At 65.7% G+C, this 21752-nt stretch carries 20 protein-coding genes and 1 pseudogene; 13 read left to right on the top strand and 8 right to left on the bottom strand.

From position 1 onward, the window contains the following. Positions 1–9 precede the first annotated feature (9 nt). Positions 10–2178 (bottom strand): heavy metal translocating P-type ATPase, encoded by a 2169-nt coding sequence (locus ACQP0C_RS33730; protein WP_433726621.1) that lies wholly within the window; start codon positions 2176–2178, stop codon positions 10–12. Beyond that, entirely contained in the window at positions 2171–2554 is a 384-nt protein-coding gene (locus tag ACQP0C_RS33725) for an ArsR/SmtB family transcription factor (protein WP_063045240.1), read from the bottom strand. The genes ACQP0C_RS33730 and ACQP0C_RS33725 overlap by 8 nt, the downstream gene beginning before the upstream one ends. Positions 2555–2859: 305 nt before the next feature. Between ACQP0C_RS33725 and ACQP0C_RS33720 the strand changes: the two genes are divergently transcribed. Beyond that, positions 2860–3222 carry a hypothetical protein gene (locus ACQP0C_RS33720; protein ID WP_063045241.1) on the top strand — a complete coding sequence of 121 codons (363 nt, stop codon included), beginning with the start codon at positions 2860–2862 and terminating at the stop codon, positions 3220–3222. 957 nt (positions 3223–4179) lie between these two features. Here the strand turns inward: ACQP0C_RS33720 and ACQP0C_RS33715 are convergent. The 5 genes from ACQP0C_RS33715 to ACQP0C_RS33695 all read right to left on the bottom strand — a co-directional run bounded on the left by ACQP0C_RS33715 (position 4180) and on the right by ACQP0C_RS33695 (position 8704). After that, positions 4180–5223 carry a tyrosine-type recombinase/integrase gene (locus tag ACQP0C_RS33715; protein ID WP_433726618.1) on the bottom strand — a complete coding sequence of 348 codons (1044 nt, stop codon included), beginning with the start codon at positions 5221–5223 and terminating at the stop codon, positions 4180–4182. A gap of 3 nt (positions 5224–5226) precedes the next feature. Next, positions 5227–5655 (bottom strand): hypothetical protein, encoded by a 429-nt coding sequence (locus ACQP0C_RS33710; RefSeq protein WP_433726616.1) that lies wholly within the window; start codon positions 5653–5655, stop codon positions 5227–5229. A 709-nt stretch (positions 5656–6364) separates the two neighbouring features. Then, entirely contained in the window at positions 6365–6916 is a 552-nt protein-coding gene (locus tag ACQP0C_RS33705; RefSeq protein ID WP_433726614.1) for a TerD family protein, read from the bottom strand. Between the two features lie 17 nt (positions 6917–6933). After that, positions 6934–8223: an SLC13 family permease gene (locus tag ACQP0C_RS33700; protein WP_433726612.1), complete on the bottom strand. Its 1290-nt coding sequence runs from the start codon at positions 8221–8223 to the stop codon at positions 6934–6936. A 28-nt stretch (positions 8224–8251) separates the two neighbouring features. Beyond that, entirely contained in the window at positions 8252–8704 is a 453-nt protein-coding gene (locus ACQP0C_RS33695; protein ID WP_433726610.1) for a CBS domain-containing protein, read from the bottom strand. 277 nt (positions 8705–8981) lie between these two features. Between ACQP0C_RS33695 and ACQP0C_RS33690 the strand changes: the two are divergent. After that, positions 8982–9499 (top strand): annotated as a pseudogene (locus tag ACQP0C_RS33690) (FAD-dependent oxidoreductase); the annotation flags it as partial. A gap of 205 nt (positions 9500–9704) precedes the next feature. On the opposite strand, the gene ACQP0C_RS33685 reads toward ACQP0C_RS33690, so the two are convergent. Continuing rightward, positions 9705–10700 (bottom strand): YeiH family protein, encoded by a 996-nt coding sequence (locus ACQP0C_RS33685; protein ID WP_063047526.1) that lies wholly within the window; start codon positions 10698–10700, stop codon positions 9705–9707. A 118-nt stretch (positions 10701–10818) separates the two neighbouring features. Here ACQP0C_RS33685 and ACQP0C_RS33680 point away from each other — a divergent pair, with 118 nt between their 5' ends. The 11 genes from ACQP0C_RS33680 (at position 10819) to ACQP0C_RS33630 (ending at position 21673) form a co-directional block, all read left to right on the top strand. Next, the gene (locus tag ACQP0C_RS33680) at positions 10819–11748 is read left to right on the top strand and encodes a LysR family transcriptional regulator (RefSeq protein ID WP_063047515.1); all 930 of its coding nucleotides are present in this window, start codon (positions 10819–10821) and stop codon (positions 11746–11748) included. 122 nt (positions 11749–11870) lie between these two features. Further along, positions 11871–12734, top strand: a complete 864-nt coding sequence (locus ACQP0C_RS33675) for a GntR family transcriptional regulator (protein ID WP_084509655.1) — start codon at positions 11871–11873, stop codon at positions 12732–12734. Between the two features lie 12 nt (positions 12735–12746). Then, positions 12747–14510 (top strand): fumarate reductase/succinate dehydrogenase flavoprotein subunit, encoded by a 1764-nt coding sequence (locus ACQP0C_RS33670; RefSeq protein WP_433734727.1) that lies wholly within the window; start codon positions 12747–12749, stop codon positions 14508–14510. After that, a complete protein-coding gene (locus ACQP0C_RS33665) occupies positions 14507–15412 on the top strand; it encodes a HEAT repeat domain-containing protein (RefSeq protein ID WP_433726607.1) in 906 nt (301 codons plus the stop codon). The genes ACQP0C_RS33670 and ACQP0C_RS33665 overlap by 4 nt, the downstream gene beginning before the upstream one ends. Then, positions 15412–15639, top strand: coding sequence for a 4Fe-4S dicluster domain-containing protein (locus ACQP0C_RS33660; protein WP_433726605.1), 228 nt, complete (start codon positions 15412–15414; stop codon positions 15637–15639). The genes ACQP0C_RS33665 and ACQP0C_RS33660 overlap by 1 nt, the downstream gene beginning before the upstream one ends. Positions 15640–15660: 21 nt before the next feature. Continuing rightward, positions 15661–17091, top strand: coding sequence for an ABC transporter substrate-binding protein (locus tag ACQP0C_RS33655; RefSeq protein ID WP_433726603.1), 1431 nt, complete (start codon positions 15661–15663; stop codon positions 17089–17091). Positions 17092–17125: 34 nt separating this feature from the next. Continuing rightward, positions 17126–17998 (top strand): ABC transporter permease, encoded by an 873-nt coding sequence (locus tag ACQP0C_RS33650; RefSeq protein WP_433726601.1) that lies wholly within the window; start codon positions 17126–17128, stop codon positions 17996–17998. Continuing rightward, a complete protein-coding gene (locus ACQP0C_RS33645) occupies positions 17995–18762 on the top strand; it encodes an ABC transporter ATP-binding protein (protein ID WP_433726599.1) in 768 nt (255 codons plus the stop codon). Before ACQP0C_RS33650 ends, ACQP0C_RS33645 begins: the two co-directional genes overlap by 4 nt. Beyond that, on the top strand, positions 18759–19094 hold the full coding sequence (fdxA, locus tag ACQP0C_RS33640) for a ferredoxin (RefSeq protein WP_433726597.1): 336 nt from the start codon (positions 18759–18761) through the stop codon (positions 19092–19094). The genes ACQP0C_RS33645 and fdxA overlap by 4 nt, the downstream gene beginning before the upstream one ends. Further along, a complete protein-coding gene (locus tag ACQP0C_RS33635; RefSeq protein ID WP_433726595.1) occupies positions 19091–20473 on the top strand; it encodes an FAD-dependent oxidoreductase in 1383 nt (460 codons plus the stop codon). The genes fdxA and ACQP0C_RS33635 overlap by 4 nt, the downstream gene beginning before the upstream one ends. Positions 20474–20536: 63 nt before the next feature. Continuing rightward, positions 20537–21673, top strand: a complete 1137-nt coding sequence (locus ACQP0C_RS33630) for an Mrp/NBP35 family ATP-binding protein (RefSeq protein WP_433726593.1) — start codon at positions 20537–20539, stop codon at positions 21671–21673. The last annotated feature ends 79 nt before the right edge of the window (positions 21674–21752 follow it).

Here is a 21752-nt window from a genome sequence, read left to right as displayed (position 1 = left end):
GCCCGGCGGTCAGTGCCGGTTCGGTCGCAGTTCGATGATGGGAAGTGTTGGGGTCTGCGGCTTTTCGAGCATCAGGGGTGTTGTGGTTGTTGCGCAGCAATCGCAGTCGGTGCTGGTGGGGGCATCGAGGGTGATGGGCACTGCCGGGAGATCCGCTGGGGTGGATGGTTTCGCCGCGGATACCGGTGCGCAGCAGGCGTCGCCCGCAGTCGATTCGGCGGGTGCGATGTGGGGGTGTAGGGGTGCGTTCGGTGCGATCGTTGTGGTTGTGAGGCCGGGTAGTGGGCGGGTGCGGGCGGCGCGGATGGCGTTGCCGATGACGAGGACTTCGGCGAATTCGTGTACGAAAACCACGGTGGCCAGGCCGAGTACGCCGGTGGCGGCGAGGGGGATGAGCACGCTGATGATGGTCAGTGACAGTGCGATGTTCTGCAGCATGATGCGGCGTGCGCGGCGGGCGTGCGCGAGTAGTTGCGGTAGGTGGCGCAGGTCTTCGCCCATGAGGGCGACGTCGGCGGTTTCGATGGCGATGTCGGTTCCCATGGCGCCCATGGCGATTCCGATATCGGCGGTGGCCAGTGCGGGGGCATCGTTGATGCCGTCGCCGACCATGGCGACGCGGTGCCGGTGGCCGAGTTCGGTGACCAGCCTGGCCTTGTCCTCGGGAAGCAGTTCGGCGTGCACGGTGGTGATTCCGGCCGCGGCGGCGAGGGATTCGGCCGTGCGGCGGTTGTCGCCGGTGAGCATCGCGACATCGATGCCGAGATCGCGCAGCAGTCGCACGGATTCGGTTGCCTCGCAGCGGAGTTCGTCGCGCACCGCGATCGCGGCGGTCACCGTCTCGTCCTGCTCGAGCAGCACGACGGTGGCGCCATCGGCCTGCAGGCGGGAGACATCGTCGGTGAATGCGTCGGCGTCGATCCATCCGGGCTTGCCGAGCCGCACCCGCGTAGCCCCGATCATGCCGACCAACCCGTGGCCTGCGACAGCGGAAACATCCTCGGCGGCAGCAATATTCGTGCCCGCAGCGGTGAGAATGGCTCGGGCGAGTGGATGTTCGCTGCGGGCCTCGACGGCCGCTGCGGCGGCCAGCGCATCGGCTTCGGTCATCCCCGCGCGGGTGACCACGGCGGTGACCTGCGGCGTGTTGCGGGTGAGCGTCCCGGTCTTGTCGAGGGCGACCATGCGGATTCGCCCGAGTTCCTCGACCGCGGCTCCGCCCTTGACGAGTGCGCCTTGGCGGCTGGCGGCGCCGATGGCGGCGACGACGGTGAGCGGGATGGCGATGGCCAGCGCGCAGGGAGAAGCGGCGACCAGCACGACGAGGGCGCGTTCGAGCCACAGCAGCGGGTCGCCGAACAGTGCGCCGAGTCCGGCGACCGCGACGGCGAGCACCATGATCGCGGGTACCAGCGGGCGGGCGATACGGTCGGCCAGCCGCTGCCCGGCGCCCTTGCGTTCCTGGGCTTGTTCGACGAGGTGCACGATGCGGGCCAGTGAGCTGTCCGCGGCGGGTGTGGTCGCGGTGACCTCGATCGCGCCGCCACCATTGATGGCACCCGCGTGCACGATAGCGCCGGGTCCGGCTTCCACCGGTACCGACTCGCCGGTGATGGCCGACAGGTCGAGGCTGGTCCGTCCCGATCGGATGATTCCGTCGGTCGCGGCGCGCGTACCCGGGCGCAGGATCATTACCTCGCCGATGGCCAATTCGTCCGGCGTTATATCGGTTTCGCGTCCGTTACGCAGGACGGAGACGGTCGCTGGTACCAATGCCAGCAGTGCGCGCAGGCCGCGGCGGGTGCGGGTGATCGCGTAGTGCTCGAGCCCTTCGGCGATGGAGAACAGGATGCCGAGCATCGCGGCCTCGGTGAACTGGCCCAGCGCGATCGCGCCGATCGCCGCGATCGTCATCAAGGTGCCGACCCCGATGCGGCGGTGCCGCAGATTGCGAATCGCGGTGGGCGCGAAGGTCATCGCCCCGGTAAGCGCGGCGAGCAATGCCGAGATCGAGGCGACGCGTTCGGCGTCGGCCGGACCGAATAGCCAGCTCGCACCGAGCAGGACTGCGGCCGCCGCCGCGAAACGCAGCTCACGAACCTGCCACAGCTGCTCCGGGCCGTGCTCGGGTTCGGTTGCCGCCGTGGTGGATTCGGTTGCGCAGCAGGCCTCAGACATGGTCCGCCTCCGCCGCGGTCGCCGAGGACAGCAGTGCGACGGCGGCGACGAGATCGCGGCCGCGCTCGGTCAGGCTGTACATGACCAGCCGTCCTTGCCTGCGCGAGCTGACCAGTCCGGCGGTTTTGAGTTGGCGCAGGTGATGCGACACCAGGTTCTGTGCCTGGCCGACGACCCAGGCCAGATCGCACACGCACAGCGCATCGCCGGTGTGCAGGGCGGTGGCGATGGTCAACCGGGTCGGATCTCCGAGCGCCCGCGCCGCCTGTGCGGCCGGTTCGATCTGCACCGGCTGCGGCAGGCTCGCGCGGATCCGTTCGGCGTGCGGCAGGTCCAGGCACAACAGATCGCATGAATCGACTGGCTCGATGCTCATATCAACATCCTAACAGGCGTTGATATATTGATACCGTCAGCTGTCCGTCGCTTCTGTGCAGTCAGAAGGATCAAGAAGATATCCGGGTAATTGAACTTCAGAGTTAGCTGCCTCACTTCCCCGTGAAGAAGGTGGATCGACCCGGCTGCGCGCCGTCCGGAGAGCAGTGATGTCGACTCGTCGTCGGTTCTTGGTGGGGGCGCGGCCGCGGGTCCGGCGGGTTCGGCGTTGAGCGCCGCTAGGCGGTCGGGTCCCCGGCTCGGGCCGAGCAGGGTGGCGCGCACGGTGTTTCGCATGGCGGCGGGGTGGAGGGGCCGACCTTCCGGCTCGGGTCCATGGTCGCCCCGCGACGCAACGGTTTCGATCCCTCGACTGTGCTGCGGGACTTCGATCGCGGGAAGGCGTCCACACTCGCGGACGGCCGCACATTGCGCGAATGGGAGATCGCCAGCACAGACAAGGAACTGGAGATCGCCCCGGGCGTGCACTATCCCGCGTGGACGTTCAACGGGTGGACCACCTTGCGCGGACCCGCCGGGCTGGGTGAGCGGTTGCGGGAAGTGAATTTCGACCATCTGATCGCACGGGCCAACCAGCAGCGCGCGATGCTCGAACCGTGGCGAGTACAGGCCGGAGCGCAGGCATTCGGTACAGCGCCGGCTGAATAGCCAGGCGCCGTTGATTTCATACGGTGCCCGAGCGTCAGGCTTCTTCGATTTGGGCTCACTCGTGGACGGTTAGCGGCAAATGGGCAGAACCGGCTGCGGATGGTGGGTGGGCCGATCGGCAGCGTATCGGGTTCGGTGATCAACTCCGCCGCCAAGGCACGCAGTTTGATGTTGATTTCCTGCGATCACCACTGCTCGTTCTCCTGCTCCGCGGCGGTCTTCGCTGGTTCGGCCCGGTTTGCTTGGCGGACAGGACATTCAACGCACCCACATCCCGCGCGCGGGTGCAGTCGATCAAATCCGGCTGCGTGATCGAGGAGTCTCGATCAGAAGGGTAGGAGGGTCCTCGACGCCCGCCCAGCAAACATTCCGTGGGGTTCACGTGCGCAATTCCGGTGTCGGCGGGGTGTGCGAGGGATCGCTCGTGCACGCGTCCGTCTCAGTTGTGCCGTTGCCGAGTGTCAGAGGGGCGAGCGAACTTCTACTCGCGCACGCGGAGGTGTCACCGGTGACGGAACTGTGTGCCGCGAGCGGTCTCGCTGTCGCTTCTGGGCCACGTCCGACGGCTCGAGCGCGGGGGAACGTGCGCGAGGAGGTGTTCGAGCACCGATTCGCGTCATATCTGACGCAAATCGGTGCTCGAGTAATGCGCGAGAGGGGAATCGATCACCGATCCGCAACAATATTGGTGCAGATGTGTGCACGAGTACGTCTATTGTGCGTCGCTGGAGCGTAGCGCAGAACCTGCAATTGTATTGTGATTGTCTCAATTCTATTGAGCCGCAATAGTTTTTGGCAATTCAACGTTGGTAGCTCAGTTGGGGGCCGGTGTCGGGTTCTGTCGGTTGTTTCGGCTTCGGTTTGTTTTGCTGCTTCAAAGGTGTTGTGACGTGGGCGAAATTGTTGGTTGGTGGGTGGCGCCGGTCGCTTGTTGTTGGGCGACCGGCACCGTGGTTGTTAGTGGGTGATGGGGTGGGGTTGGTTGGTGAGTAGTGGGTGGGGTTCTTGGGTGAGTGCTGTGAGTGCTGCGGCGATTTCGTAGAGGTCGGCTTTGACGTAGGTGGCGGTGGTGCCGTGGGTTTTTCGGGTGTGGTGGCCTGCGTATGTGCGGGCGGCGGCGTAGCCGAAGGTGCGTTCGACCCAGGTGAGGGTGGTGTGGCGTAGCCAGTGGGTGGTGATGTGTTGGGTGGCGACCCAGGGGAGGTGTTCACCAATGCGGGCCCAGAGGTGGTCGTATCGGCGAGCGGTGATGGGTTTGGTGTTGCGGTAGCGCAGCAGCTGCCCTTGGGGTGGGCTGCCGCGTTGTTCGGCGTGGCGCAGGAGGTGGCGCATGAGGGTGGGTGAGACGGGTTGCCAGCGGTCGATGCCTTCTTTTTCGCGGAGCAGGATTAGGCATTGGTGTGGGTCGAGGTCGCAGGGGCGTAGGCGCAGGGCGCCGCTGCGGCGGCATGCGGTTTCGATGTGCAGGCGCAGGATGAGGGTGTCGAGTTCGGGGTCGTTGCCGGTAAGGGAGGTGACGTGGCAGATCTCGGTGAGTTGGGGTGAGGAGATCGCTTGGCGTTGTGATGGGGGTCGGGCGGGTATTGCTAGGTGGCGGGCGGGGTTTCGGGTGGGGTGGATCCAGTTGTTGTCTTCGGCGTAGCGGTAGAGGCAGCGTGCGGTGCTGATGAAGTGTTCTCGTGCGCTGGTTCCGTTGCGTGCGCCGGGTTTGGCGCTGCTGGTGGTTTGTATGGTGTGGGCTCGGTGGTCGAGATCAGCTTTGGAGATTTGGTCCAATGGGTGGTTGTGCCAGGTGGTTTCGAGCCAGTTGAGGTGGGTGTTGTAGGTGCGCAGGGTGCCAGGGGTGAGGGTGGCCCGCAGGCTCGGGATGGCTTGGCCGAAGGTGGGTACTGCCCGAGTGTCGGTGAGGAGGTCGGTGGCGGTGATGCCTATCTGCGACAGCAGGATTCGGGTGGCGTCGATGGCTGTCGGGTCGGCGACGGTGCGGACGTCTGTTGTCATCGGCTATGACTCCAGTGACCGCAGGTAGTTGCCGAACAGCGCGTTCAGCATCGGTGGTGGGTAGATCGCGAGTTGCTGTTGATCCGGGTGGGCGGCGAGCAGGACTTTGTCGCCGATGTCCAGGTGTGCTTGGCGTCGTTGCCGGAAGGGGATGCGAAAGTAGGCGCCGGTGACGTGTGCGGTGCCGAGATCGGTGTGGTGGACGAGCAGGATGCCGTCGTAGGCGCATCGGATTGCGAGGCGGGTGCCGCTGCTCCAGTCGAGGGCGTCCAGTACTGCGCGGTCGTGGATGCGTCCGGCGGTGCCGATGGTGCACATGCTGTAGACGATGCCGGGGTCGATGGGTGTGGCGACCTGTCGTGGTGCGGTGCGTATGGCGTGGATGAGTTCGTGCACGGGTGTTTGTGGTGGGATGACCGGTGCGATCAGCACGACAGCCACCACCTTCCGGCGGCACCGGGATGTTCCGGTTGTGTTTGCTCAATACCAGTGTGGACCAAGTCATTACCTCCATGCTCGAGGCACTCGACCGCGCGGCCCAGGTCGCGGTCAGCCACACCGTCGGGTGCGTGAACGATTCGGGGGTATTCGATCACGGTCACGCGCGAGCACGCTGCAGAGTTTGGCGTGTGTCTGCCTCCGAGGCAGGCGTGGCGCCCACGGCGAGGCAGCCTACCTCGACGATGCGAATCCATCTTCGTCGTGGCGATGTTCTGCGCGCCCGGATAGCCGATGCTGGTTCCGATAAGCGCCGACGAACTCGAACAGCCGTTGGATCGGTTAATCTCGGGAGCGTTTTTTGGTTCGTATCAGCAGTGCGAGACCAACGAATGTCCCAATCAGCGCCATTGCGGCGATCTCGGCCATGACGAGTGCTCCTTCGTGGCAGCGGCGCGATATTCGTAACAATGTTCGAGTTACTGGCGATTCGGCCACGCCCAACGGGAGAGTACCCACTCGCGACACTTGCCTCGCGGGGAAATCTGTCGAGTCCGGTTTTTCCCGGCTCTTCTCCTGATCTCGGGAATCACCGCCCAGCACACTGAGCAACCGTCGGCGGCGCAACGCTGATGCTCCCCGAATCTTCGGTGTGTCGGACTGTTCTTGCAGGCCATGTCGGTCGTGCGCTGGACCGTCGCGACTAGGTCAAGAACGCCCGCAGTTGGGGGATGGCTTCGACGGGATGTTGTGCGCGGATGGCTTCGCCGATCGGGGCGAACTGCCACACCTCGTTCGTGCGGAACAGTTTGCCCATGACCAGCCCGGTGTGCGGTCCACCGCCGGTCAGGTCGTAGCGGGCGATTTCGGTGTCGGAGATGCCGTCGACCAGGCGGCAGAACGCGTTCTCGATCTGGTCGAAGGTCTGGCCGGAGTAGGAGGTGACGATGAAGACGATGGTGGTGGCCTCCGGTGGTAGTCGGGTCAGGTCGACGGCGATTATTTCGTTGTCGCCCTTGCCTTCTCCGGTTGTGCTGTCGCCGAGGTGCCGTACCGATCCGTCGCGGGAGCTGAGTTGTTCGTGGTAGACGACATCGACGATCTGGTTGGCGGCGAACAACAGCGCCGCCGCGTTCAGGTCGATGTCGACCGACCGTGAGCGCAACCAGCGGCTGGTGCGGACGGGATCCCAGCCCAGCGCCATGGTGACGTGGTTGAGCTCCGCTCCGCTTTGATCGCGCAGCGTTACGAACAATGGTTTCTCCCTTGTTGTCAGGCAAATACGAAGTAGCGCAACCACAGGTACGGCGCGGCGACCGCGATGGTGAGGGCGGTGACGACCGCGCCCTTGCGGGTGAATTCCCAGAACGAGATCGGTGCCCCGGCGCGGGCGGCGATGCCGAGCATCACCACATTCGCGCTGGCGCCGACCGCGGTCAGATTCCCACCGAAATCCGAGCCCAGGGTCAGCGACCACCACAGGGCGTCGGTGTGCCCGGGGCTGTCGATTCCGGCCGCGAGGTCGGCGACTAGCGGGCTCATCGTGGCCACGTACGGGATGTTGTCGATGATCCCGGACAGCAGCGCCGACACCACCAGGATCACCATCACCGCCACCAGCGCGTTACCACCGGTGGCGTCGGTGGCCCAGCCTGCCATCGTCTCCACCACACCGGTCTTGACCAGTGCGCCGACCATCACGAACAGTCCGGCGAAGAACAGCAACGTCTCCCATTCGACCCCGGACAGATAGTCGGTGGGCTCGGTGCCGGAGATCAGCACCAGCACTCCGGCGCCGAGCAACGCGACGACCGAGGGATCAACATGTAGCACCGAGTGACCCACGAATCCGGTGAACACTGCGAGCAGTACGAGGCCGCATTCGATCAGGAGTCGGTGGTCGCGGATGGCTTCGCGTTCGTCCAGTGCCATCACATCGGTGATCCGTTCGGGGTCGGCGTCGAAGGAGCCGCGGAACAGTCTCGGAAGCACCAGGGTGAACACCACCAGTTCCAGCACCACGATCGGCGTCATATGCACCAGGAAAGCGTTGAACGACAACCCGCTTCGGCTGGCGATGATGATGTTGGGTGGGTCACCGATCAAGGTGGCAGCGCCACCGATGTTCGAGGCGAACACTTCGGCGATCAGGAACGGTGCGGCGCGGATTCCGAGTCGGTCGCACACGAGCAGGGTGACCGGGGCGATCAACAGCACGGTGGTGACATTGTCCAGAAACGCCGAAGCGACAGCGGTGATCAGAGTCAGCAGGATAAGCACGCGCACCGGGGATCCCTTGGCGCGCTTGGCCGCCCAGATCGCGGTGTATTCGAAGACACCGGTTTGGCGCAGTACCCCGACGATGATCATCATCCCGAACAGCAGCAGGATGACATCCCAGTCGACTCCGGTGTCGTGGGAGAAGAACGCCTCCCCGGAGTCGAGCACCCCGAGCGCGAGAATCACCGCCGCGCCACCGAGGGCGGCTTTGGTTTTGTGGATGCGCTCGGTGGCGATGAGCAGATACGCCACTGCGAATGCGGTGACCGCGATGGCGGTCATCGTCGGCTACTCCCGCGCGGGCGGCCGTTCACGTGGCGGCGAGTGCCACCTGCAGTAACCGTGATGCGGTGATCACGCCGATCATTCGTGTTCCGTCGACCACCGCGATCAGCGGGCATCGGCAGCGGGCCATCAGCGCGGCGACTTCGATCACGGTGTCGTCGGCGTGGGCCACCGGCAGGACGGGTTTGGGTTTCGATTCCGGGAGCAGTTGCCCAACGGTCTTGCCGCGCAATGCTTCCGCGACCCGATCGGCCGCCGATTCCGACAACACCCCGGCTAGTGACGGATCGTCCTGGACATACCCCGGCACCAGGAACCGCACCACCTGCGACGCCGGCAGTACAGCCTGGGGCACTCGCTCGCGGTCGGTGACCACGATGCCCGGCAGCCGATGCTCGGCCAGCAGCTTCGCCGCGGCCAACGCGTCGGAATCCTTGGTCACCGACGGGTAGTCCTCGGCCATTTGACTTGCGTGCACACCAGCACGATACGACCGTCCGAGCCGCCACCGACACATATCCGTTGTCGACATCGCCACGATCAACCGTCGCCGCACAGCACACCCGCGCGAGCCTCACGAATCACCCCTTCGCCGGACCACCCGACCCGCCGACCGGGCCGGGTTGCCGACCAGACTTCCCGGCGCACCACCCGTAAAGATGCCGTAAAAACGCCAGCTGGGCAAACCGTGGGCGCGGAAGGTAGCGCTCGATTCGGTCCGAGACTGGTTGAGGAGGTGCCAGATCGCATCTGGGCTGCCGCGGGGAGCCTATGAGTTCGATGACCGAGGTGCACCGACGCGCAGTCTGATTTCCGAGGCCGGCATCGCCGGACTCGCGCTCGACTACTGGCTCAACCGGTACGGATTCGACGTCACTGTTATCGAACGCGCGACGGCGCCGCGCAAGACAGGCGGCCACGCTATAGATCTTTTCCGACCGGCCACGCAGATCGCGGAGCGGATGGGGGTAGCCGATGAAATCCGAGCGAGGCCACTGGGACGGATGCGCTGGTGATCCATCGGCCTGCCGCGAGTCCGTAACCGCTCGATCTGTGCAAGGTGTTCACTGCTGTCTCCGACAACCATGTGGAGATCATGCGCGACGATTTGAGCGAAATCTTATACAAAGCAACATATTCCGATGTCGACTACATCTTCGCCGACTCGATCTCCGCGATTGGCGACGACGGCGATTTCGCCTTCGAGCGCAGCCCGGCACAGCGCTTCGACGTGATCATCGGGGCCGACAGGCGGCACTCGATCGGTCGACGATGCCCGCCGGATCCTCTTCGCTGCCGCGGCTGTTGGGTGAAGGAGGTGAAGGAGTCGGCGATGAACAGGGCGTCGAAGTCGAATACCACAATCCGCTGCGCCAGCTGCCGAGACTAGGCGACGTCATCACCCGGGGACCGAGCCGGGCGCGCACGAAGCGGCGGTTTCCTCGGTGCGTAGGCCGTGTGAAGGTTGATCGGCGGGATCAACGCCAGCCGGTGGCGGTCAGGAGTGCGAGACTGCTGACCGCCAGTATCACGGCGAGGGTGCCGCCGAACAGTAGTGGTCGTGCGCCGGCGGTGCGGAGCTGTCGCCAGGTGAGGGAGGTGCCGATTGCGGCGAGGACGGCGGCGACGAGCCAGGCGCTGAGCTGCCCGAGTGCTGCGGTCCAGGAGCGAGGCACGATGCCGAGGCCGGAGATGACCGATGCGGCGAGGAACAGCACCACGAAGAGCGGGAAGCTCTGCAGGAGTGGGGTTTTCGCGCTGCCTGAGCTGCGGCGGGTGAGATGCAGGCCCAAGCACATCGGGACGATCATGAGACTGCGGACGAGTTTGACGATCACCGCGAAATGCGCTGCCGCTGAGCCGAATATCACGCCTGCCGCCAATACCGACGAGGTGTCGTTGATGGCGGTACCCGCCCAGAGACCGAACGCCTCTTGGGACAATCCGAGCAACCGCCCGAGAGGCGGATACATGAGTACCGCAACGATATTGAAGATGAAGATCGTGCCGAGCGCGTATGCGACCCGCTCTTTGTCCGGCTTGATGACCGCGGTGGCTGCGGCGATCGCGGACGCGCCGCAGATCGTCGTCCCGACTGCGACCAGCGTCGCCGAGTCGCGGTCCAGCGCAAGCATTCTGCCGACGACGAGTGCGGCGACCGCTCCGACGATCAGTGTGCCGATCAACACCGTGGCGGTCTGCCGTCCCACGGTGAGCACCGACCCCACGGGCAACCCGAGACCGAGCAGCACGATCGCGATGCCGAGCAATCGTTGACGTATCAGTGCGAGACCGGGCGCGAACATCCCGGTGTCCATCACCGATCGACGTCGGAGGGCACCGATCACGGCTCCGCCGAACAAGGCGATGATCGGCGCGCCCACCATCGGTAACACCCGGCCCGACCCCGTGGCGGCACCGGCGACCGCGGCGCCGAGCAGGATCCCGGGAAGATTTCGGCGTAACCAGGTCATATTTCTCACGATCACGGCCCGGTTGCTCCGCCGGTAGACCACGATCCGCAAGCAGCTCATCAGCGATGCTGATGGGTCTGGACATGCCGCGACCCGATGATCCGCCCATAATCGGGCAATGACCTTGCCGCCGGGAACGCCCGATCTGGACGTGCTCGACCTGCTGGTCTCCGTTGCGGAGCTGGGCAGTCTCGGGGCGGCCGCACGACGCCACGGCATCACCCAACCTGCCGCGAGTATGCGGATCAGCGCGCTGGAACGTCGCGCGCGGGTGCGATTGCTCGACCGCGGTCCGACCGGTTCGGTACTGACCGACGCGGGCCGAGTGGTCGTCGGTCACGCCCTGCCGGTGCTTGCTGCTGCCCGGTCTCTGGTCGCGGGTATGGCCGCGTTGCAGGCCATCGATGTTCCGCGGCTGCGCGTCGCGGCTTCGAAGACGATCGCCGATCATCGGATTCCGCAGTGGCTCAATGCGTTGCGTGCCGCCTGTCCGGATGTGCTGGTGGCGCTGGAAGTGGAGAACACCCGGCAGGTCGTGACACTGGTCCGCGATGGCGAGGCGGACCTCGGCTTCGTGGAGGGGCCGCATCCGCCGCACGGTCTCGGCAATCGGGTGCTCGGAGCGGATGACTTGGTCGTGGTCGTCGCGCCGAAACATCCGTGGGCGCTGCGCCGCGAACCGGTGACCCTGAGTGAGCTAGCCGGCACGGCGCTGCTGTGGCGTGAACAGGGATCGGGGACCAGGGAGACCGTCTGGGAGATACTCAGCACGGCGGGTCAGCCGGCGGCGCCGGCGGCGGAACTCGGCTCCGCGGTGGCGATCACCGCGGCCGCGTGCAGTGGTGTCGCGCCTGCGGTGCTGAGCCGGTTGATCGCCGCGCCCGCCTTGTCGACGGGTGCGCTCGTGGAGGTCCAGCTGGCGCCCCCGGTGATCTTGACCCGCAAGTTCCGCGCCATCTGGCGCCGCCGGACCCCGCCCACCGGCCCGGCCGAGATCCTGGTCGAATATGCCATGCGGATGGGATCGGTCACCTCGACCGGCTGGTGATACACCGAGCTCGGCCAGCATTTGCGCAGGTGACAGGCTTGCATCGCGGATCCTAACTGGCGTAACCATCTGGTAATCGCGGGGAGCGTCGCGCGTAATCATCGGTTTCCAGCATTTGCGGCATGACAGGCAGAACGTACTCGGGACATCAGACCCAGACGGGCATCCCGGATCGGCGCATCGCCGGCGGTGATTCGTCGGTCACGCGGGTCACGCGTTACAGCGCTGGTAGGCGTTCGGCACCGGCGCGCCGCATCAGCGACATTCTGCGGGCGCGCATCCGCAGCGGTGTCTACGGCAATCGTCCGTTACCGGCGGAGGCGCAGTTGGCCGCGGACTTCGCTACCAGCCGCAATATCGTGCGCGACGCGTTGGCGTTGCTGCGCGATGAGGGTTTGGTCGACCGGGTTCCGGGCGCGGGCACCTTCGTCGTCTCGGATAAGGCGGTGCAGGGGCTGGACCGGTTGCGCGGCTTGGCCGAGACGTTCGAAACCGGCAGCGATCGCGTCGTCAACCGGGTACTGCTCGCCGAGGTCGTGCCCGCGACGCCGATCGTGGCCGAGCGGCTGGAGCTCGAACCGGCGACACCGGTGGTGGCGCTGGAGCGGATCCGCTACCTCGACGGCGCCCCACTCTCCCTGGACGCCTCGTATCTGACCGCCGATGTCGGTGCGCCGCTGCTGGATCTGGACCTGACCGGATGTGACGTATTCGGTTTGCTGGAGGCCGAACTCGGGCTGCCGCTCGGCTCCGCGGCGGTCTCCATCGAAGCCGTCGCGGCCGATCCGACCGTCGCCGAGCTGCTCGAGGTCCGGCCCGGCTCGCCGCTGTTGTTCCTGGAACGGCTCACCTACACCGACTCCGGTCGGCCCATCGACCTCGAATACGTCCGCTATCGCGGTGACCGCTTCTCGCTGTCGGGCCGACTGCACCGCATCCCGGTCACACCGAATCGCGGTGTGACCGAACCGAACGAAAGGGGTTGATCTCCGATGTCCATGGATATCCCACCTGTCGCGCAGCGCCGGGAGTTGAGCTGCGATGTCCTCGTTGTCGGCGGCGGCACCGCAGGCACGATGGCCGCACTCACCGCGGCCGAACAGGGCGCGAATGTTCTGCTGCTGGAGAAGGCGCATGTGCGGCACTCCGGCGCGCTGGCCATGGGGATGGACGGCGTGAACAACGCCGTGGTCCCCGGCAAGGCCAGCCCCGAGGACTATGTCGCCGACATCACCGTCGCGAACGACGGAATTGTCAACCAGCGCACCGTCTATCAGACCGCCACGCGCGGCTTCGAGATGGTGCAGCGGCTGGAGGGCTATGGAGTCAAGTTCGAGAAGGACGAGCACGGTGAATACGCCGTGCGCAAGGTACATCGCTCCGGCAGCTATGTGCTGCCGATGCCGGAGGGGCGCGATGTGAAGAAGGTGCTCTATCGCACCCTGCGCGCCCGCGACGTGCGCGCCAAGGTGACGATCAGCAATCGAGTGATGCCGGTCCGGGTGCTCACCGTCGGCGGGCGCGCGGTCGGTGCGGTCGGATTCGATACCCGCACCGGTGAATTCGTCACGATCTCGGCGGGCTCGGTTATCCTCGCCACCGGCGCCTGCGGCAGGCTCGGCCTGCCCGCGAGCGGCTATTTATACGGCACCTACGAGAATCCGACCAACGCCGGCGACGGCTACGCGATGGCCTATCACGCGGGTGCGGAACTGTCCGGTATCGAATGTTTCCAGATCAATCCGCTGATCAAGGATTACAACGGCCCGGCCTGCGCGTACGTCGCGAATCCCTTCGGCGGCTATCAGGTCAACGCCGAGGGCAACCGTTTCGTGGATTGCGACTATTGGTCCGGGCAGATGATGGCGGAGGTCAAACGGGAACTCGACAGTGCGCGCGGGCCCATCTATCTGAAGCTCAGCCATCTGCCGGATGCCACGATCCAGCAGATCGAGGGCATCCTGCACACCACCGAGCGCCCGACTCGAGGCACCTTCCACGCCGGGCGCGGCACCGACTATCGGACCAGCGATATCGAGATGCACATTTCCGAGATCGGCTTGTGCAGTGGACATTCCGCGTCCGGGGTGTGGGTGGACGAGTATGCCGCGACGACGGTGCCCGGGCTGTACGCGGCGGGGGATATGGCGCTGGTCCCGCACAACTACATGATCGGGGCCTTTGTCTACGGCGATATCGCGGGGCAGAGTGCGAGCGAATACGCCAGGGGCGCAATGCGTCCGGAGTTGCCCGAGGATCAGATCGAGGCCGCGCACGCGCTCATCTACCGGCCGCTGAGCAATCCGGACGGGCCGCCGCAACAGCAGGTCGAATACAAGCTGCGTCGCTTCGTGAACGACTATCTGCAACCGCCCAAGGCACAGTCGTATCTGACCCTCGGCCTGGAGTCGTTCGAGCGCATGCACGGCGATATCGCGCAGATGGGCGCGCACACACCGCACGAGTTGATGCGCTGTGCGGAGGTGACGTTCATCCGCGATTGCGCCGAGATGGCCGCGCGTGCCTCGCTGCGGCGCACCGAAAGCCGATGGGGGCTCTACCATCAGCGCGCCGACTGGCCGCAGCGCGATGACGCCGAATGGTTCTGCCATCTCAACTTGTTCCGTGGCGAGTCCGGCGCGATGGAGTTCACCACCCGGCCCGTCGCGCCGTACATCGTGCCGGTGCCGGGTTTCATCCGCCCGGATGGTGTCGCCGATGTCGCCGCTCCGGTACTGGTCGGCGCGTGGGGTGCCAGATGAGTACCCGACTGTTGCGGCTGATGGACATGGCCGAGCAGTGGCCCGAACTCGAAGAGCTGCAACCCTTTCTCACCGACCCGGATCCAGAGGTCAGGCGTACCGCGCTCTCGGTGCTCAGTGAGACCACCGAGGAGTGGGAGCAGGCCTCACCGTTGATCGCGGCCGGGTTGTCCGATTCCGACGTGACCGTACGTCACGCCGCCATCGGCTTGCTGACCGAACTGCTCGAGGTACTCGTTCCCGGCGCGGAATTCGATGCGGCACTGCGTGATTGCGTATTCGCGGCCGAACCCGCGGTGCGGTCGGCGGCGATCGAGGCGCTGTGGCGGCACCGTCGCAGCGACGCGGGCGAACTGTTCGGGTGGTTCGCTGATCCGAATGCCGAGGTGCGCCGGACCGTCGTCGGCGGACTGACCTCGGTGGACGCATTGCGTGAACTCGACGCGGCCGCCGCAGACCCGGCCCAGCCGGTCCGCATCGCGGTCGCTAAAGGTATAGCGGCAGTGGGAGATCCACGAGGCGCTGCCACTCTGATCGGGTTGGCCCGCGATGCCGACCCATTGGTCCGCGCCGCCGCTCTGACCGGATTGGCGCAAACCGGCTGCGGTGACGAGGCGGCGGCCATCGCCGCCGCGGGCCTCGGCGATCCGGCCTGGCAGGTCCGCCAGGGCGCGGCGATCGCACTCGCCGTCGCCGATCCGGAAATCGCCGTACCGCACCTGATCTCGGTGGTGACCGACGACAACCTCGATGTCCGCAAGGCGGCGGTGCGCGCGCTCGCCGAGCGGATCGCTCAACGGCCCGAGGTCGCCACCGCGCTGCGCTCGGCCATGCAAGACCCGGACGCCGACGTCCGCGCTTTCGCCCGCATCGGCATTGCCAACTCTGGAAAGGAAATCTGATGGCCCAGGTCAACACTCGAATCGACGTGCCCGTCACCGTCGATGAAGTCAAATGTATCGACGGCTGCACGCTGTGCGTCGATATGTGCCCGCTGGATTCACTCGCGATCCACCCCGACACCGGCAAGGCGTACATGCACGTCGACGAATGCTGGTACTGCGGCCCGTGCGCGGCGCGCTGCCCGGTCAGGGCCGTGACCGTCAACATCCCCTATTTGCTGCGCTGACCGCAGGCGAAGGACATCACGATGAGGACACCACGCGGGAAGATCCGGCGTTCGGTCACACTGTTGCTCGGCGTCGCGACCGCCGCGACAGTCGTCGCGGGCTGTGGCTCGCCGAATGACGGCAAGACCGTCACGGTCAGTATCGGTTACCAGTCCAAGACGATCAATACCGTCACCGCGGGCACGCTGCTGCGCGATCGGGGCACCTTCGAAGCGAAGCTGGCCGAACTCGGGAAGCCGAAAGGGGTGACCTACAAGGTCGAATGGAAGGACTTCGCCGCCGGACCGCCGCTGACCGCGCAGATGCTCGCCGGTCAAGTGGATATCGGCTCGATGGGTGATGCACCCATCCTCGTCAACGGATCGAAGACCCGCGGCCACGACGACGTCAGGTCCGAGCTGATCGCGGTGACCGGCTACAACCTGCGTGGTTCGCTGAATCAGATTGTCGTGCCATTGAATTCACCCGCCGCCACCCTGGCCGATCTGCGCGGCAAGGTCGTCTCGACCAGCGTCGGTTCGGCCGCGCACGGCATGCTCGCCACCGGTCTGTCCGGTGCGGGCCTGACCTTGGACGATGTGAAGCTGCTCGGCCAGGACCCCGCGGTCGGAGCGTCGGCACTGCAGGGCGACCAGGTATCGGCGTTGGCGCAATTCGTGCCCTGGCCGCAGAAGCTCGTCTTCGACGGCAAGGCGCGACTGCTCTATGACGGCGGCAGCGCGAAAATCCCGACCTTCCACGCGGTGGTCGCGAACAAACGCTTCGACACGAACAATCCGGATATCGTCAACGCCTTCCTGGCGGCCCAGCGCGAAACCTCCGACTACCTCAACCGCAATCCGCTGGCCGCCGCGCAGCGCGTCGCCGAGATCACCGGGATACCTGCGGAGGTGGTCTACCTCTACAACGGTCCCAACGGGCTGGTGAGTTTCGACCCCACCATCAAGTCACAAGAGGTCGACGCGCTCGCCACGCTGCTGCCGTTCCTGAAGGGACTCGGCGCCCTCGCCGATCTGGATCTCGGCGAGTTCGTCAACGACACCTATGTGCGGGCGCTGTACGGGGCGGACTATGACGCCCAGCGCGCTTCGACGACCGCACCGAGCCCGCTGATCGGTACCGACACCGTCTGCGGCGGTGCCGTCGACAACCCGGCGACCGCCTCGGAGGTGTGGTTCAAGGGCGAGCAGACCACCGCGGTCGCCAAGACCCCGGCCTGCCTGCTCCGCCTGATCGCCCAGCGTGGCAACGAAACCCGCGCCGCCTACGTGCCCGACACCGCATCGGGCGTCCGCATCTTCGCGGCCACCGCCACCTGGGTGCGCGATCCGGCGGCCGGGCCAGATGAACAGCTGCGGCCATTCGCGATCGAGGCCGATGCCAAGTCCTATGCCAACGCCCATCCCGGTAGTGCCGTCATCGACTACCAGGCGGCGTTGCTCGCTCGATAGCAGCGAGCTCGAACACGAGATCAGGAGGCTCGACATGACGGTATCCGCGGAACCGATATCCCTAATCCCGACGACACCTTCCGACATCACCATCGCATCGCGGTCCCGCCGCTGGTACGGCCACGGTCGGCTCCCGGAGCGGCTGCGAACGGCAGCGCTGACCATGGCGCCGTTGGCCGCGCTGGTACTGCTGTGGTATCTGCTCACTGCGAATCACGTGGTGTTCTGGCTACGCTTCGATAAGATCCCCACCCCGGCAGAGGTTTACGACTCCTTCCGGATCCAGCTCGGCACCCGGTCCTACTACAGCAACATCATTTCCAGCATGCGCCGGATCCTGATCGGATTCGGACTCGCGACCGCGGCCGGCGTGCTGATCGGTATGGCGATCGGTCGTTCGCGGTTGGTCAATGCGTTGATCCGGCCGGTGTTGGAGGTATTCCGGCCGATTCCGGCGATCGCGCTGGTGCCGTTGGCGATTCTGCTGTTCCCGACGGGGGAGCAGGGGATCGTGTTCATCACCTTCTTCGCGGCGTTCTTCCCGGTGGCGGTCAGCACGATCCACGCGATGCACGCGCTGCCGAAAGTATGGGAGGAAGCCGCGCATACCCTCGGCGCGGGTCGGTGGGAGATCCTGTTCCGAATCGCCCTACCCGGTGCGCTACCCGGCATCTTCTCCGGTTTGTCGGTGGCGATGGGCGTCGCGTGGATCTGTGTGATCAGCGCCGAAATGATTTCCGGACAGTTCGGTATCGGCTACTTCACCTGGCAGTCCTACGGCCTGCTCGACTATCCGGGAGTGGTGGTCGGCATGCTGTCGATCGGACTGCTCGGCTGGGCCACGGCGTGGCTGGTCGAACTGACCGGGCACCGGGTCAACCGTTGGCTGCCCAGGGCGGCGCGATGAACGCGGGCGCGGCGGTGCGCATGCGCGGACTGCGCATCGCCTACGACGAAATACTCACCGCCGAAGTGGATCTCGACATAGACGGCGGCGAGATCGTGGTGCTGCTCGGGCCGTCGGGGTGTGGCAAATCCACCATCCTGCGGGCCATGGCCGGATTATTGGATCCGGTCGGCGGCGCCGCGGAGGTGGACGGCGGCAGTGGTGAACAATGCGCGATGGTCTTTCAGGAGGACGCACTGTTGCCGTGGCGTACCGCTCGCAAGAACGTCGAATTCGCCTTGAAGCTGCGCGGGGTGAAGCGCAGCCGACGACCCGCCGAAGCACTCGAATTACTGGACCAGGTGGGCCTCGATGGTTTCGGCGACCACCTGCCCGGCGCGTTGTCCGGCGGCATGCGCCAGCGGGTTCAATTGGCCCGCACCCTGGCCACCCAGCCACGGGTACTGCTCATGGACGAACCCTTCGGGGCATTGGACGCGCAGACCCGAGCCGATATGCAGCGGCTGCTTATTTCGGTGTGGCAGCGGCACCGCACCACTGTCCTGTTCGTCACCCACGACGTGGACGAGGCATTGCTGCTCGCCGACCGGATCGTGCTGCTGACCCCGCGCCCCGCGCGGATCCAACGGATCGTCACGATCGACAACCCGCGCGCACCCGGCGCGCGATTCGAACCCGAATTCGCCCGCAGGCGCTACGAAATCCTGGCGGCACTCGGCGAAGACGCCGAACTGGCCACCGCGAATACCGAGGAGGCATCATGACTTTCGTCATCGGCGCGGCCTGCGTCGACGTGATGGATCGGGCGTGCGTGGAGGAATGCCCAGTCGACTGCATCTACACCGGCGAGCGCATGGCCTATATCCAACCCACCGAATGCGTGGATTGCGGTGCGTGCGAACCAGTTTGCCCCGTCGAGGCGATCTATCTCGAAGCCGACATACCCGTCGAGCAGCGGCCCTTCATCGCCGAGAACGCCAGGTTCTTCGATGAGCCGCTGCCGGGCCGCGCCGCCGCGCTGGGATCGCCTGGCAGCGCGGCGAAACTCGGCACCGTGGGCATCGACACTACATTCGTGCAGGCATATCAGCCATGAGCGGTTCGAACCGACCACTGCGCGTGGCGATTGTGGGCGCGGGACCGGCCGGTATCTATGCCGCCGATGCGTTGATGAAGTCGGCGTCGGATACGGACGTCTCGATCGACCTGTTCGAACGCATGCCCGCACCGTTCGGGCTGATCCGCTACGGCGTCGCACCGGACCACCCCCGGATCAAGGGCATCATCACCGCGCTGCACAGGGTGCTCGACAAACCGCAGGTTCGACTGTTCGGCAATGTCGACTACGGCATCGACGTCACCCTCGATGACCTCCGGATCTTCTACGACGCCGTGATCTTCGCGACCGGGGCCGACACCGACCGCGCGCCGGAACTTCCCGGTATCGATCTGAACGGCTCCTACGGTGCGGCGGAGTTCGTGTCGTGGTACGACGGACATCCGGATGTGCCGCGGGATTGGCCGCTGCAGGCCGAGAAGGTCGCCGTCCTCGGCGTCGGCAATGTGGCGCTGGACGTGGCGCGCATACTTGCCAAGACGGCCGACGAACTGCTGCCGACCGAAATCCCGCCGAACGTCTACCACGGGTTGCAGGCCAACAAGGCCGTCGAGGTGCATGTGTTCGGACGCCGTGGACCGGCCCAGGCCAAGTTCACACCCCTGGAACTGCGTGAACTCGACCATTCCCCGACCATCGAGGTCATCGTCGATCCCGAGGACATCGACTACGACGCGGGTTCCGAGATTGCGCGGCGGCAGTCGAAACAGGTGGACATGGTGGCGAATACGCTGGAGCAGTGGGCAATCCGCGATATCGGTGACCGGCCGCACAGGCTGTTTCTGCACTTCTTCGAATCGCCCACCGAGATCCTCGGGGCGGACGGCAAGGTCGTCGGCCTGCGCACCGAGCGCACCCGGCTCGACGGCACCGGAAATGTCGAAGGCACAGGCGTATTCAAGGAATGGTACGTCCAGGCCGTTTACCGTGCGGTCGGCTACCTCTCGCAGAGCATCCCCGAGTTGCCGTTCGACGACCGGGCGGGCGTGGTGCCGAACGAGGGCGGGCGCGTGCTGATCAACCAGGATGCCAACGAAACCACGCGCCATCTACCCGGCGTGTATGTCACTGGTTGGATCAAGCGCGGCCCGATCGGTCTGATCGGCCACACCAAAGGTGACGCCAACGAGACCGTGGCGTGCCTGCTCGACGATCGCGAGAACCTCTCGGGAGCAACCGATCCCGATCCCTCATCGGTCGTCGAGTTCCTCCGGTCCAAGTCGATCAGCTTCACCACATGGCAGGGCTGGTACCGGCTCGACGCGCATGAGCGCGCCCTCGGCGAGCTCGAGGGGCGCGAGCGCGTCAAGGTTGTGGAGCGCGCCGACATGCTCCACGTCGGTCTCGGACGCCGCTGAACCGCTCCAGCGCCGAAGTGTCCCGCTGCCGAATTGTGTTCCTTATGAAAGCCAGGTCGCGCTATGCCGTCCGCATCTATCCAGCCACTGACCACCGAGCGAATCCTGCAGGCGTTGAGCTTGGTCGAGGATCCCGAAATCCACCGCCCCATCACCGAACTCGACATGGTCGGCAATCTCACCATCGACACCGACAACCGGGTGACCGTCGAGGTCCGGCTCACCGTCGCGGCCTGCCCGCTGCGTGACCGGATATCGCGCGAGGTCCGAGATGCCGTGCTCGACATTCCGGGCGCCGCCGCGGTCGCCGTCGAATTCGGTGTCATGACCGACGAGCAGCGAACCATGTTGCGCAAGAAGGTGCGCGGCGACGGACCGACGATTCCCTTTGCTCGGCCCGGTTCGCTCACCCGCGTCTATTGCGTCATATCGGGCAAGGGTGGCGTCGGAAAATCCAGTGTCACCGTCAATCTCGCTGCCGCCATGGCCGACCGCGGCCTCCGCGTCGGCGTCCTCGACGCGGATATCCACGGCCACTCCATTCCCGCCATGCTCGGCTTGGCGGCTCGTCCCACCCAGGTGGATCGAATGCTGATGCCACCCGTCGCGAATGGGGTGAAGGTGATATCGATCGGTATGTTCGTCGAAGGCAACGAGCCCGTCGTCTGGCGCGGCCCGATGCTGCACCGCGCACTGCAGCAGTTCCTGGCCGACGTCTACTGGGGTGATCTCGACATCCTGCTGGTCGACCTGCCACCCGGGACAGGCGATATCGCGATCTCGCTCGCCCAACTCCTGCCCACCGCGGAACTGGTGGTCGTCACGACACCTCAGCAGACGGCGGCCCGGATCGCCGAACGAGCGGGCGCGGTAGCGGCGCAGACCAGACAACGGGTCGTCGGCGTCGTGGAGAATATGTCCTGGTTCGACGCGCCGGATGGCGCACGCCTGGCGCTGTTCGGCACGGGCGGTGGGGCGATGGTCGCCGAACGGCTCACCGAGATCCTCGGCGCAAGCTGTCCTCTGCTCGGCCAGATCCCGTTCGATCCGGCAGTGTGCACCACCGGCGACCGCGGCACTCCGATCGTGCAAGCCGATCCGAATACCGACGCGGCGAATGCTTTTCGCACGATAGCGATGTCGTTGGCCTACAGACCCCGCGATATTGTCGGTTTACGGCTGGCCGTAGCGCCCGGCTGACAACACCAGGGGGCCAGCCGGTGGTCCCAGCGCGCCCGCTATGAGACGCCCGCCAATTCGCGCTCCGGCCCATAGGTAT

Source organism: Nocardia sp. CA-129566 (genome assembly GCF_050956075.1).
Taxonomy (GTDB): Bacteria; Actinomycetota; Actinomycetes; order Mycobacteriales; family Mycobacteriaceae; genus Nocardia.
This window is presented reverse-complemented; position numbering and strand designations above follow the sequence as displayed.

Coding starts and splice junctions, on each gene's coding strand:
- ACQP0C_RS33730 (WP_433726621.1), bottom strand. CDS start 2,178: ATGTCTGAGGCCTGCTGCGCAACCGAATCCACCACGGCGGCAACCGAA.
- ACQP0C_RS33715 (WP_433726618.1), bottom strand. CDS start 5,223: ATGACAACAGACGTCCGCACCGTCGCCGACCCGACAGCCATCGACGCC.
- ACQP0C_RS33655 (WP_433726603.1), top strand. CDS start 15,661: ATGAGGACACCACGCGGGAAGATCCGGCGTTCGGTCACACTGTTGCTC.
- ACQP0C_RS33680 (WP_063047515.1), top strand. CDS start 10,819: ATGACCTTGCCGCCGGGAACGCCCGATCTGGACGTGCTCGACCTGCTG.
- ACQP0C_RS33660 (WP_433726605.1), top strand. CDS start 15,412: ATGGCCCAGGTCAACACTCGAATCGACGTGCCCGTCACCGTCGATGAA.
- ACQP0C_RS33670 (WP_433734727.1), top strand. CDS start 12,747: ATGGATATCCCACCTGTCGCGCAGCGCCGGGAGTTGAGCTGCGATGTC.
- ACQP0C_RS33725 (WP_063045240.1), bottom strand. CDS start 2,554: ATGAGCATCGAGCCAGTCGATTCATGCGATCTGTTGTGCCTGGACCTG.
- fdxA (WP_433726597.1), top strand. CDS start 18,759: ATGACTTTCGTCATCGGCGCGGCCTGCGTCGACGTGATGGATCGGGCG.
- ACQP0C_RS33700 (WP_433726612.1), bottom strand. CDS start 8,223: ATGACCGCCATCGCGGTCACCGCATTCGCAGTGGCGTATCTGCTCATC.
- ACQP0C_RS33630 (WP_433726593.1), top strand. CDS start 20,537: ATGCCGTCCGCATCTATCCAGCCACTGACCACCGAGCGAATCCTGCAG.
- ACQP0C_RS33685 (WP_063047526.1), bottom strand. CDS start 10,700: ATGACCTGGTTACGCCGAAATCTTCCCGGGATCCTGCTCGGCGCCGCG.
- ACQP0C_RS33675 (WP_084509655.1), top strand. CDS start 11,871: ATGACAGGCAGAACGTACTCGGGACATCAGACCCAGACGGGCATCCCG.
- ACQP0C_RS33645 (WP_433726599.1), top strand. CDS start 17,995: ATGAACGCGGGCGCGGCGGTGCGCATGCGCGGACTGCGCATCGCCTAC.
- ACQP0C_RS33665 (WP_433726607.1), top strand. CDS start 14,507: ATGAGTACCCGACTGTTGCGGCTGATGGACATGGCCGAGCAGTGGCCC.
- ACQP0C_RS33650 (WP_433726601.1), top strand. CDS start 17,126: ATGACGGTATCCGCGGAACCGATATCCCTAATCCCGACGACACCTTCC.
- ACQP0C_RS33635 (WP_433726595.1), top strand. CDS start 19,091: ATGAGCGGTTCGAACCGACCACTGCGCGTGGCGATTGTGGGCGCGGGA.